General features: G+C 70.7%; 9 protein-coding genes. 2 read left to right on the forward strand and 7 right to left on the reverse strand.

From position 1 onward, the window contains the following. Window positions 1–102 precede the first annotated feature (102 nt). Window positions 103–777 carry a PhzF family phenazine biosynthesis protein gene (locus PCA76_RS20935; RefSeq protein ID WP_336298006.1) on the reverse strand — a complete coding sequence of 225 codons (675 nt, stop codon included), beginning with the start codon at window positions 775–777 and terminating at the stop codon, window positions 103–105. A gap of 219 nt (window positions 778–996) precedes the next feature. Between PCA76_RS20935 and PCA76_RS20940 the strand changes: the two genes are divergently transcribed. Next, window positions 997–2844, forward strand: a complete 1848-nt coding sequence (locus tag PCA76_RS20940) for a glycoside hydrolase family 15 protein (RefSeq protein ID WP_272612177.1) — start codon at window positions 997–999, stop codon at window positions 2842–2844. Window positions 2845–2943: 99 nt separating this feature from the next. On the opposite strand, the gene PCA76_RS20945 is transcribed toward PCA76_RS20940, so the two are convergent. The 5 genes from PCA76_RS20945 to PCA76_RS20965 form a co-directional block, all read right to left on the reverse strand. Next, entirely contained in the window at window positions 2944–5076 is a 2133-nt protein-coding gene (locus tag PCA76_RS20945) for a B12-binding domain-containing radical SAM protein (protein ID WP_272612178.1), read from the reverse strand. Window positions 5077–5086: 10 nt separating this feature from the next. After that, entirely contained in the window at window positions 5087–6484 is a 1398-nt protein-coding gene (locus tag PCA76_RS20950) for a TfuA-like protein (RefSeq protein WP_272612179.1), read from the reverse strand. Beyond that, window positions 6477–7643 (reverse strand): YcaO-like family protein, encoded by a 1167-nt coding sequence (locus PCA76_RS20955; RefSeq protein WP_272612180.1) that lies wholly within the window; start codon window positions 7641–7643, stop codon window positions 6477–6479. The genes PCA76_RS20950 and PCA76_RS20955 overlap by 8 nt, the downstream gene beginning before the upstream one ends. Window positions 7644–7671: 28 nt before the next feature. Continuing rightward, entirely contained in the window at window positions 7672–8046 is a 375-nt protein-coding gene (locus tag PCA76_RS20960) for a hypothetical protein (protein WP_272612181.1), read from the reverse strand. Between the two features lie 148 nt (window positions 8047–8194). Beyond that, entirely contained in the window at window positions 8195–8557 is a 363-nt protein-coding gene (locus PCA76_RS20965) for a hypothetical protein (RefSeq protein WP_272612182.1), read from the reverse strand. A 365-nt stretch (window positions 8558–8922) separates the two neighbouring features. Here PCA76_RS20965 and PCA76_RS20970 point away from each other — a divergent pair, with 365 nt between their 5' ends. After that, window positions 8923–9669: a MerR family transcriptional regulator gene (locus PCA76_RS20970; protein ID WP_272612184.1), complete on the forward strand. Its 747-nt coding sequence runs from the start codon at window positions 8923–8925 to the stop codon at window positions 9667–9669. Window positions 9670–9677: 8 nt separating this feature from the next. Here the strand turns inward: PCA76_RS20970 and PCA76_RS20975 are convergent, their stop codons facing one another. Further along, window positions 9678–12710 carry an ATP-binding cassette domain-containing protein gene (locus PCA76_RS20975; RefSeq protein ID WP_272612185.1) on the reverse strand — a complete coding sequence of 1011 codons (3033 nt, stop codon included), beginning with the start codon at window positions 12708–12710 and terminating at the stop codon, window positions 9678–9680.

Genomic DNA, 12710 nt, shown 5'->3' on the forward strand with positions numbered 1-12710 from the left:
CCAGGGTCTTGCGCAGGATCGGCCCGCTGGTGCGCTCGTCAACGGCCCGGTCGATGGCTCGGGCCACCGCAGGTGGAAGCGGGACGAGCGCGACCATGGCGACTAGAGGGAGCGGGTTTCCTCAAGGATGACCCGGCCGCCGACCTCGACGGTGTCGTTCGGACCTGGTCGAGTCAGGATCTGCGATCCCTTGCCCTGCATGATGTCCAGCGCCCGGTGCAGCTCGGCGGTGAGCACGATCGCGGACGCTCCGGTGGCTTCATCCTCGACGATGGCGTCGCCCCGGCGGGGAAATCCCCTGGTACGCACACGACCAGCGGCCCGGTCTTGCCACGCCCACGCGTACAGCCACCCGTCACCTGGCGGCGGACACGGCAGCGCGTCGACCTCCTCGGCTGAGGCGTACTGCTGCATGCGCCTGTCGGGCGCCCACTGCGCGCGACCCCTGATCCAGGTGAACTCGCCGTCCTGCCAGGTTGGCACCGAGCCCGCCGGCGGGTGTAGGAGTTCCGGCCGGGCTCGGAGCCGACTCAGCAACCAGGACGTGCCCACCAGGGGATGCCCGGCAAACGGCAGCCGCACGCTCGGCGTGTAGATATCGACGACCCCTGTGCCGGCATCATCGACGAAGACGGTCTCGCTGAAGCCCAGCCGCGCGGCCACGGCTTGGCGGTCCTGCCCAGCGGCCACGGCATGGCCGTCAAGAACAACGCCGAGCTGGTTTCCGTACTTACCGCCGGGACCACAGAACACGCGAAGTACATGGAGATCTGTCACAAGCGATGCTATCCACAGCAGGCTTGCTGAGCGGACACCGGCACCGTCCGCTCAGCGGCAGAAGCGCACGGTCAGCGGCTACCGCAGAACCCGTCGGGCGGGTCGGGGCGAGGCGAGGCGCGCGGGAGGCGCGGAAGGGTGGCTGACCGCAAATCACGTCTAACTCCACAATCCGTCCCTTAGGTTACTGCGGAAAGGCTGTCGAGACCGGGGGGCGACGTGGAGAGCTATCCGCCGATCGAGGATCACGGGCTCATCGGCGACCTACAGACCGCAGCGCTGGTGACCTGCGACGGGACGATCGACTGGTTCTGCGCGCCGCGCTTCGACTCGCCGAGCATTTTCGCCGCCCTGCTGGACCGCGAGCGGGGCGGCTACTTTCGCATCGCTCCGCATGACGTTCGGTACGTCACCAAGCAGCTCTACCTGCCCGGCACTCCGATTTTGATCACTCGGTTCATCAGCGCGGACGGCGTCGCAGAGGTGATGGACTTCATGCCGGTCACCGGCGATCGGGTCACTGACTCGCACCGCCTGGTCCGCGTGGTCAACATGGTCCGGGGGACCATGCGGTTCCGGGTGGAGTGCCGGCCCCGGTTCGACTACGCCCGGGAGAAGCACACGCTGGAGCGCCACCGCAACGGGTACGTCTTCCGCAGCCGGTCGGCGTCACTCACCTTCAACCCGGTCGGCCCGGTTCGACAGTTTACGACGCAAGACGGCGACATCCAGCTGGAGGACGACGACCTGGTCGCCTACGGCACTCTGAATGAGGGCGACACCGGCGGGGTGGTCCTGGAGACGGCCGGCACGGAGCCGCGGATCATCCCGCCGGAAGAGGTCCAGGGCATGTTCGAGTGGACCCGCGACTACTGGCGGCGCTGGCTCGATCGCTCCCGCTACACCGGGCGGTGGCGGGAGATGGTCGAGCGCTCGGCCATCACGCTGAAGCTCATGACGTACGCGCCGACCGGCGCGATGATCGCCGCGCCCACCACCGCTCTGCCCGAGCTGATCGGCGGCTCCCGCAACTGGGACTACCGCTACACCTGGGTACGCGACACGTCGTTCTCGGTGCACGCGCTGCTCGGCCTCGGCTTCACCGAGGAGGTCAGCCGGTACATGAACTGGCTCGACGAACGGATCCGCGAGGCCGGCGACCACCAGAACCCGCTGAAAATCATGTACCGGGTGGACGGCTCTTCCGACCTGCACGAGGAGATCCTCGACCACCTGGAGGGCTACCGCGGCTCCCAACCGGTGCGGATCGGCAACGGCGCCGCCGACCAGCTACAGCTCGACATCCACGGCGAGGCGCTCTTCGCCATGCACCTCGCCGACGAGCAGGGCATCCGCGTCTCGGACCAGGTGTGGAAGAGCACCGTCCGGCTCGTCGACTGGCTCTGCCACAACTGGGACCAGGCCGACGCCGGCATCTGGGAGAGCCGCCACAACCCCCGCAACTACACCTTCGGTCGGGTGATGTCCTGGGTCGCCCTGGACCGGGCCATCCGCCTGGCCACCCGCACCGGGCGCCCCGGAGACGTACCCTCCTGGGCCGATCAGCGTAACCGGATCTACAACCAGGTCATGGCCCGCGGCTACAACCGGGAACGCGGAAGCTTCGTGCAGGCGTACGACGAGAACATGCTCGACGCGGCGCTGCTCTCCATGCCGGCGTTCGGATTCGTAACGCCGAGCGACCCGCTCTGGCGCTCCACCTTGGAAGCGATCGAACGGGACCTGGTCTCCGACAGCCTGGTCCACCGGTACGACCCGGTCCACTCCCCCGACGGTCTTCCCGGGCACGAGGGCACCTTCAACATGTGCACGTTCTGGTACGTCGAGGCGCTGGCCCGCTCGGGTCGCCTGGACGACGCTCGGCTCACCTTCGAGAAGATGTTCACCTTCAGCAACCACCTCGGCCTCTACGCCGAGGAGATCGCCGCCACTGGTGAGCAGATCGGCAACTATCCTCAGGCGTTCAGCCACCTCTCCCTGATCAACTCGGCACTGGCGCTGAACGACCTGCTCGACGCCGAGGCCGACGCCCGGCGCCGCCGGTAGCGCAACGTCAGCCCGAAAGGGTCCAGCGAACTGGGGTTCTGAGAGGTCTCGTCATCCTTCCCGGGTTGGCCGTCCCGCCCGCCGCGCCCAGCAGCCGGGTCACGGTGCTGGCTCGGTCGGGACCGGGAGCCGGTGCCGGCGGATCAGCCGCTGCCCGATGAAGGTCCGCCAGACCCGGTCGGCGACGGTCGGTTCGACGATCCAGAGCCGACGCTGCGCCTCGGCGAGGGTGAGCGGCGCGGTGAAGAGATCCAGGAACAGCCGGCTGCTGCGGTTGAGCGCGAACACCTGACCGTCGACCCGACGGAACAGATGCCGGTCCGCCGGCAGGTCGCCGGGGACGCCGTCCTGCTCATCCGACCGGATCCGCCGGTACGCGTCCCAGACCTGCTCGTCGTCGCGGTCCACGAAGGAGCCGTTGGCGAGGAACTCGGTCTGGTCGTCGGTGTCGTGCCGGACCCGGTCGTGGGCGAGTACGCCGCGCACCGCGGTGCCGTAGCGGTCGTGGTAGAAGAACGTGTGCGGGGTGTCGGTGCTGCCCAGCCACGGACGGTGGTAGTGCCCGGGGTTCAGGCCGGCCTTGGCCTCGGCAACCTCGGCCTGCACCGCCTCGGTCACCGGCTCGTCGTACCGGAGCATCCGGACGATGTCCGAGCCTTCCACCGGCCGCACGTTGGTGATGCCGAACCGCTCCGGCTCCTTGGCGATGATGGCACCCGGGGTCAGCATGAAGTCGCCGAGCCCGCCGAGGGTCCACAGGTCCGGGTTGTCGCGCAGGAAGGTGATGCTGTCCAGCGCCTCCTCGCGGGTCTCGGTGGGGAAACCGGTGAAGCCCATCATCTGCACACCAATGTTGGCCTTGGTCATTGCGGTCATGGTGCGCCGTACCTGCTCCGGCTTGGTGCCCTTGTCGATCAGGTCGAGGATGCGCTGGTTACCGGACTCGAAGCCGACCGAGATGGCCACGCAGCCGCTGCGCCGCAACAGCTCGCAGCGCTCGTCGGACCAGTACTTCTCCAACCGGATCTCGGCTCCCCAGCGGAAGTCCAGCCCTCGCTCGACGACCTGCTCGGCGAAGCGCAGGATGGTCGCGGGAGCGAGCACGTCGACCGAGAAGTAGATGAACTTGGCGAACTTCGACAACTCGGTGACGTCCGCGATCATCGTGTCCACCGTGTCCTGCCGCCACGGGCTGGTGGGGCCGTCGGTGTTCAGGCCGTAGTCGCAGAACGTGCACTTGTTCCAGTAGCAGCCTCGCGTCGGCGAATAGTAGACGAACCGCTCCGGGCTGAGGTAGAGGTCCCAGGGCAGGCCGGAGAAGTCCGGGACCGGCACCTGCGCCAGGCGCTCGTAGCGCAGGGGCAGTTGACGCTGGCGGCCGTACTTCGGGTGCAGTCGGACGTTGGGGTGCCCGGCCGGCAGGGTGCCGGCCGCCACCGCGTCCAGGATCTCCGTGTACGCGCTCTCCCCCTCCCCGACCACGATCGCGTCGAAGTCGGCCAGCACCTGGAAGACGTACTCGGGTTTGCTGGCGCACTTCCAGACGTCGGAGATCTCCGTGCCACCCGCGATGAGGAAGACGTCCGGGCAGGCCCGCCGGACGAGTCGGGCGATCCAGAGCGCGAACGGGAGCTGCCACTGGTAGGTGGCGCTGATCCCGATCACCTGGTTCCCGCCAGCGGCCAGCCGGGGGATCAGCACGTCCTCGTAGTACGGCTGGAAGGGCCGGTTGAGCCGAGCGAGCAGCGCCTCGTCGGTCAGCGCGGCCACCGAGCCGATCGAGATCATCGGCGGTGGGTGGAGCCGGAAGCCGGCGTGGAACTGCCCGGGGAACCCGACCGTGCCGAGCGCGTCCATCCAGGAGATCACGCCCTCGACGGCGTCCTGGTAGTGCCGGTAGTCGTAGAACAGGGTCGGGTCCTGCAGCACCCCGATCGACCGGCGCAGCCGCTCCGGATCGGGGTCGGGGAGGCCGAGCTGATTCGCCCGGGCCATCAGCGCGTCCGGGCCGCTGAGGTCGTCGATCGAGAGCCGGGACAACTCCCGCCGCAGCCACTCGTACGCCGACGGGGTGTACGAGTGGTGGAACGCCTCGATGTTGGCGTCGATGATCTCCGCCGGCCGGTGCCCCTGGGCCCGGGCGTACGAGTCGAGGTAGTTCAGGGAGTGGTATCCCGAGGTGGGATCGGTCAGCGGGGGGTAGATCAGTGCCGCCTTCACCGTGCCGCTCATCGACTCCTCCTCAGCCGACCCGGGCCGCTGAACCGGCCAGGGTGTCCTCCTGCGCGCGCTCGGCCACCGCCGGCAGTCGCGGGGAGCCGAACGCCTTGATGTACGCCACCAACGGTTCGGCGGCGTACCGGAACGCCGCCAGGTCGACGAAGCCCCGGTCCCACGCCGCCGCTTCCAGCCCGTCGGCGGCACAGCCCCACAGCCGCGCGAAGCACTGGTCGACGACCTCGGTGCGGAAGTGCAGCCGACCACCCGGGCGGCGGAGCCCCGTCGTACGCGGGACGAGCGTCTCGTTCAGCGACGCCGCAGTCGCCGCGACCTGCCGCGCCGCGGCGAGCAACGCGGGGGTACGCAGCGGCGCAGCGACCATCCACAGCGCCAGGCTGCGGTACGGCGTGGTGCCGAACGCCCGCACCAACATCCGCAGCACCGCCTCGCGATCGTCGAGGCCCCGTTCCTGGTCGGTCAACCAGTCCCACCCGCTCGGCAGGGCACCGGTCAGCCCTCGCAGGCGGGCCACCTCGCGGGCGCGTTCCTCGACCATCGGGTCGGCGATGTCGACCTCGGCCAGTCCGGCCAGCACCCCCCGCCGGTGCCAGGCCGGCGCCTCGGGGTGCAGCAGCATCAGTACCGCGGCGGCTTCCCGGTCGCTGGCCCAGTGCCCGCCGACCGACTCCCCGGCGAACCGCGATCGCCAGCTGTCGAGGAAGCGGGTGTGCAGGTTGTCGATCGGCTGGTCGCCGGCGTGCGCCGGGCACAGCTCGGGCGCGTTGTCCGCCGCCATCGACAGCAGCAGCCGTGCGTCGGCGCCCTTGGTGTCGCTGGGGTCCCGCCGGTGCCAGGTCAAGAACCGGTCCACCACGGCCGCCGCCTCGGGTGGCGCGGTGCGCTCCAGCGCGCGGTACGACCGCCGGCGGAAGGGCAGTTCCCGGCCGATGTCCAGCAGCAGCACGGCCTCGGCGTCGCTGAGCACGCCGTCCGCGACGGCGCGGAGCAGCGCGACCCGGATGTTCACCAGCGGGTCGCTCAACGCGCGGTGGCCTTCCTCGGCGGGCCCGTGCACGACCGCCACCTCGTCGTCGCCCGTGACGACGCCGTCGCGGTAGAGCTGGAACACCTCGCCCACGCCACGCATGCCGAACGGCCACAACTCGGCGGCGCGCAGTGCGCCCATGCTGGCGGCGCCGGCCACGGTCACTCCACGGTCGAGCAGGTAGAGGATCTCCCGGTGGCGGACCGGCGGGTGTTGCAGAAAGAACCCGTCGATGACGAGGACCCGGTCGCCGGGTGCGACGTCCAGGCGGAGCAGGTCGCCGTGCGCGACGGGCGGCAGCACCACCGCGTCGGGCAGCAGCCGACCGACCTCGTCGGCCGGCAGGCTCGGACCGATGTACACGACGTCAGTCACGGGGCACTCCCGGTCGGACACTCAGGGCCCGCTCGTCGAACATCCGCAGGCCGGGGGCGAACACCTTGCTCACCGGAATGCCAATGTCGTCGTGCGTCAGGTCGACGCTGAACGGCTCGACGCCGGTGATCCGCTGCACCCGCGACGCCAGTTCGCGCAGCACCTGGGTCACGTCCCCCGCGGGCGGGGAATCCCGGCGGACCGGCCTGACGGGCCGGTCGACGGTGGGCGGCGGCACCGGCGGTGCGCCGATGTCGTGGTACGCGGTGGCGTCGATGTCGTCCCGCGCCCCGGAGACCATGACCAGCCGCGACTGCGCCGCCTCCGACATGGCCCGACCGACGGCGATCTCCGGATCCACGTGGCAGCCGAAGCCGCCGAAGGTGACCGGCAGGTCCTGGGACCAGATCGAGGCGGCGTAGCAGGGTATGCCGACCGCATTGGTGATGTCGCAGACCTCCACCCAGCAGCCGGCCCGCACCAGCGCCTCGTGCACGGTGCGGGTCATCGCGTTGGTGGCGGTGCCCGGGTCGGCGTAGATGCGGTCGGCCAACGGGGAGGTGCAGTACGGGGCGATGCAGTCGCGTTCGACGACCTCCAGCAGGGCGTGCAGGCTGGCCTCGGCGAAGGTGTTCCCGGTGGCCAGCCCGTTGCTGCTGGGGGTGAACAGGGCGCGGTCCCAGCCACGCCGGACGGTGAAGTCGAGTTCGATGGTGGCGCGGGGCACCAGGCAACCCGCACCGGTCACCAGCCCACGGCCGGCCACCCAGTCGAGCTCGACGGCAGGGGTCAGGGGCGACCGTTCCGCCAGGTGCAGCCACCGGACGTCGTACGGCAAATCGAGCGCCTCGGCCGGGGACCGGACGACGGTCCCCGGCCGGAGGTTCTCGGCATGCCAGGACTCGATGCTCTCCATTACCGCGCTGACCCGGGCCTGCGTCGCCGTGGCGCCGGTGCCGACGCTCACCGCCATGGTGGCTCCGACCGGCCGGTAGGCGACGTGCACCGGTAGGCCGATCTCGTCGAGCCGGGTGATGTCGGCGACGCGGGTGATCCGGAACCGGTCGAGCATTCCGCCGATCCGTTCCCAGGTCTGCTCCACGGTGGCCGTCCGGTAGGTGCCGGATCGGAACGCGATGGTTTCGGTCGTGTCAGTCATCGAGGCTCCCGGCGGGGGGGTGGGAAACTCAGAGGATGAGGACGGCGATGATGTTGACGTTGTTGTCGGCCACCGGGGCCACGCCACCGGCGACCGTCTCCAACTCGGCCTCGGTCAGCTCGTTGAGGTCGACCAGCGGCACCTCGGGCACGTGCAGCACGTGCAGGCCGGGCGTGCCGGCCCAGTCGGCGACGATCTGGTCCTTGGTGTAGAGCGTGGCGGGCTGGGCGCGGTCGACCTCGACCGTGGCGCCGGCTGCGACCGGCAGGCCGGCCGCCGTCGCGTAGGCGGTCGGGTCGGCGAGGAGGCGCTGCAGTTCCTCGTCGCTGCGCCACACTGCGGTGACCAGTTCCGAATACTTGGTCACGAACCTCGCGCCATATTCCTGTTCGTCGTTGCTCATCGTTCGGTCCTTTCCTCGGGATCGCTGCGAGACGGGCGGCTAATCGCTGTGGCGAGAACGCTAGGAAGATCGAGGTTCGACAATCAAGGATTTCGTCTGACTGCCATCAGAATCTGCCGCGCCGGCCGGCGGGCGGCAGACATCGGTGTCAGGTGCAGCAGCACGGGCAGCAGCAGGCACAGCTGGAGTCCAGGCCGGCCACGACGCTGTCCAGCTCGTCCTCGGCCAGCTCCGCCTGGGCCACGGGCAGCAGCGACGGCACGAAGAGCACGAAGGTGCCGGTGGTCGCCGCCAGCTGCCACGACTCAATCTGCACCTCGAGGTCCGGATCGGCGTCGGCGACGTCCCGGACCACCCGGACCTGCACATCCTCAGACAGTTGAAGCCCGTAGCCGGCAAGGAACCCCCGCGGGTCCCGGTCGAGCGTCTGCTCCTTGACCGGGTCGGCCCAGACGTCGGCGACCAGCCGGCTGTACGCGGCCACGAAGACCGCTCGATCGACAGGTGTCACACCCTGCTCCCTTCGATGGTCGGCCGCCGGCGGTGACACCAGGGCGGCGACAGGCAGCGCGGGAGGTTCCGGGCCGCCGGTTTCGCTTCATCGTGGGCCACCGGCGGATCCGGTCCGCGCAACGAGCGGGAATTTCATCGAATGTGGCCGCGAAAAGGTCGCGCTGCGGCGAAAGCCGGGTAATTGGGAATCAGCGGCTTACGGCGGATTGCGATTCTAATGATTGTCACCACTGTGGACAAGTAGTAATTCCTCGCCTGTCACGCGCCCGGTGCCCGCACATACGCTGCGATCGGCGGACCGCCCACCGTGACAGCGGTTCGACGGGGTGCCGTGTTCGTCACCGAGTGCTGCCGGAGGCCACCGTGACCATCGACGAGGTGACGACGACACCCGGCGGCCCGGCCGGGTACAGCGTGGAGGAACTCGCCCGCAAGGTCGGGATGTCGCCGCGCAACATCCGCGCCCACCAGGCCCGGCGGCTGCTGCCGCCGCCGGTGCGACACGGCCGGGCCGCGCTCTACGACGACTCCCACGTCCGCCGGCTGGACGCGATCCTCGCCCTGCAGCGGCAGGGCTTCAACCTGGTGTCCATCGAGGCGATGCTCGGGGTCCGGGCCAGTGACGAGGCGCCCGACGGACTGACCGCGATGCTGCAACGCCTGACCGCCGACCGTCCCGCGCTGGCCCACGCGCTGACCCGGCACGGCGTGATCGGACGGACCACCGACGGCACCGTCCGCACCGTCCGGCCACGCCCGCTGCGCGCCGCCCTGGACCTGCATCGGGTACGGGTGGGCACGGTGCCGGCACTGCAGACCCTCAGCGAGGTGCTGGACAGCCTCCGGCCGGTGGCCGACGAGCTGGTCGCCGCCGTCACCGCCCGGCTTCTGGCCCTCGCGCCGGAGCTGGTACGCAGCGGCGCCCGGTCGTCCTGGGCCGACCTCGACCGGGAAACCCTGCTGCTGACCCAGGGCGTGGTCAACGTGCTCACCGAGGCGTTCCGGCTCGCCGTGGAGAACCAGTCGGAGGCGCACGTCGCGGAGCTGCTGGAGAACCACCTCGACACGGACGTGTGCCTGGAGGACAGCACGGTCATCGACAACGGCTGACCGAACCGTCAGCTCGTCGCGGGCTGCCCGTCCGGCTGCCGGCTCTCCACCACGGCGTCTGACCGTTCCGGTTCGGCCAGCAGTTGCCGGCGTGCCAACCTGTGGAACAGCCCTTCGGGCTGGTCCATCAACTCGTCGAAGCTGCCCCGCTGGACGATCCGCCCCGCTTCGAGGACCACGATGGTGTCTGCCGCACGGACCGTGGACAACCGGTGGGCGATGACCACCCGGGTTGCGGCGAGGGCCGCGGTGCTCTGGGTGACCACCTCCTGGGTCCGGTTGTCCAGAGCGCTCGTCGCCTCGTCGAGGAAGATGATCCGGGGCCGGGGAGCCAGCGCGCGGGCGATCAGCACTCTCTGACGCTGCCCGACGGAGAGCGTTCCGCCGCCGAACGGCACCATCGTGCTCATCCCCATCGGCAGCGTCTCCAGGTCGTCGGCGAGGCCAGCCATCCGCGCCGCCTCCCAGACCTGGTCCAGTGGAAAGCTGCCGGCGCCACAGATGTTGTCCCGTACCGAGCCGGCGAAGAGCTGGCCGTCCTGCAGGACCACCCCGCACTGCCGGCGGACCGCGTGTACGTCGAGTTCGGAGAGGTCCTGGCCGTCGTAGAGCACTGCGCCCTGCTGCTGGCGTTCGAAACCGAGCAGCAAACGGAGCAGTGTGGATTTTCCGCAGCCACTCGGTCCGACGATGGCGACGAACTCGCCCGGGCGGACGTGCAGGTCGATGTCGACGAGCACCGGAGGCTCGTCCGGCTGGTAGGCGAAGGTGAGCCGGTGCAGCGCGACCTCGCCGCGCAACTCGCCCGGGTCCACCCGGTCCGGCCGCGCCTCGGGGTCGGCGCGCAGGATCTCCCGCAGGCTGCCCAGCCGGGGCACTGCCGCGATCACTTCGACCCCGGCCGACACCAGCACCAGCAGCGCGCCGAGCAGCATCGCGAAGCCGACGTTGAGAAGGAAGAAATCGGCCGGCGCAACCCGGCCGGCGAGCGGCCCCATCAGCACGACGAACAGGACCAGTTGACCGGCGACCGGCAGCACGGTGCCGAGGGCGACCAGGCCCGCCTGACTCTGCCGGACCCGTTGCAGCGCCGCCCGGGACGCCGCGGCCACCTCCGACCAGCGCGCGTGGGCCCGGGATTCGGCGGCCGCCAACTTGATCTTGACGATGCCGCCGAGCAACTGGTTGGTCATCGCCGCCGCCCGGTGCTCGGCCGGCAGCGCGGACCGTTGCTGACGGACGATCAGTACGGCGAACGCGCCGAAGGTCAGCATGGTGACGGCGACGATCCCCGCCCCCCACAGCCCCAGCACGGGCTCGACCACCAGGAGCATGCCGAGGGTCACCGCGACGGTCGCGGCCGCCGAGACGAGCTGCGGCAGCAGCGCGCTCAGCGCCTCACCGACAAACGAGATCCCCAACATCGAGTTGGCGATCTCACCGCTGCTGCGACCGGCGAAGAACCGGGCCGGCAGCCGCATGAGCCGGTCCCAGATCGCCAGCTGCGCACCGGACTGCATCCGGCCGTCCAACCGCAGCAGACGCAGGTTCTGCACCACACCGACCAGCCCCGCGACCACCGCGGCGCTGAGCATCAGCGCGAGGAAGCCGAACAGGCCGTTCACCTCGCCCTGCCGGGCCAGCTGGCCGAGCACCTCACCGGTGGCCAGCGGCACGCCCAGGCCCAGCAGCGCCACGCAGGCGGCGGCGAACAGCAGGCCCCGCACGTCGCCGGCCGCACCGACCAGCCCGGCTCGCAGCAGGTGGCGCATCCGAGCGGTCGGCGGCAGCGGCGCCTGCACCTCGGTCGCCTCGGCGGCGAACGTCGCGGCCACCGTCGCGTCGATCCGACCGTACGCCCGGGTGTCCGGGTCGACGTGGTGGTAGCGGCCTCGGCGGAACACCAGCGGCACCGCGACGGCGCGCTCCGGGTCACCGCCGGCCCGCCACCCCACCAGCGGCCCCAGGTCCCGCCGCCACCATCGGTCCGGCAGCTGCACCTCACGCAGGAACAGGCTGGACGCTCGGGACACCGCGTGCACCGCCGCCCGGTCGTCCAGTGGCGCGCGGCTGCGGTCGGCCGGCTCGTTGATCGGGCTGCCCATCCGCTCGGTGACCACCCGGACCACCGAGACCGCCCGCCCGTACCGGTCGAAGCCGGCCTCACCGTCCGGAATCGGCACCGCACCGCCCGCGCCGATCACCCCGATCGACCGGCGGGCCGCCGCAGCCAGCACCGCGGCGTCGGTCTGTCGGCGCCGCTCCACGGCGCTCAGCAAGGCCGCGTCGGCCTCCTCGATCCGGGTCTCCACCATCCGCAGCAGCCGGGCCACGTGCTGGTCCACCGCCGACCGGAGCTGACCGCTGACCAGCAGGTCCCAGCTGCCGTGGCTCTCCACCGCGCACGGCGACTCGGCCACCACCCAGTCCCGCTCGGCGACCAGCAGTAGCTCCCGCTCCCCCGACATCTCCGCCGGGCCACCGTCGTTGCGTCGCAGCTGTCCACCGGCGCTGCGCAGCCACCAGGCGCCGCCGGTGGAGGTGAGGGCGCTCCCCTGCGCCAGCGAAACGATCTCGCGTCCACGCAGGGTCGACGCCTCCCGGGGCGCCTGCCCGCGGCGCAGCGTGTCGGCGATGGTGACCAGCACCAGGTCCACCGCCGCGACCAGCTCCATCGCGGCGGTCCGCGCCCGCAGCGACGCCCCCTCGTCCGCCACCCGGCCGAGCCGGACGTGCCGCTCCAGCAGAGACAGGTGACGCCGGGACAGCCCGCACAACTCCGTGCCGGGCAGTGGCACGAGGATCAACTGCCACGCGCCTATCGCGGTGGACGTCGGCACCAGGCCACCCGCAGGCAGCCGAGCCACGTGATGACGACGCGAGGGGCTCATCCCGGCCCGGCGCACCGCGAACAGGTCGGCCTCGCCTCCGTTCACCAGCCAGCCAGCCACCGGGCCGTCCAGGCGGCAGACCTGGCGTACGCCCTCCGCGCAGAAGCCGATCAGGCCGCCGACCGGGGAATCCTCCACCGCGTCACTCAT

Source organism: Micromonospora sp. LH3U1 (genome assembly GCF_028475105.1).
GTDB lineage: Bacteria > Actinomycetota > Actinomycetes > Mycobacteriales > Micromonosporaceae > Micromonospora.

Bases quoted from the DNA above. Each gene is read 5' to 3' on its own strand.
- PCA76_RS20945 (WP_272612178.1), bottom strand. From the start codon at position 5,076: ATGAGCGGCACGGTGAAGGCGGCACTGATCTACCCCCCGCTGACCGAT.
- PCA76_RS20955 (WP_272612180.1), bottom strand. From the start codon at position 7,643: ATGACTGACACGACCGAAACCATCGCGTTCCGATCCGGCACCTACCGG.
- PCA76_RS20960 (WP_272612181.1), bottom strand. From the start codon at position 8,046: ATGAGCAACGACGAACAGGAATATGGCGCGAGGTTCGTGACCAAGTAT.
- PCA76_RS20975 (WP_272612185.1), bottom strand. From the start codon at position 12,710: ATGAGTGACGCGGTGGAGGATTCCCCGGTCGGCGGCCTGATCGGCTTC.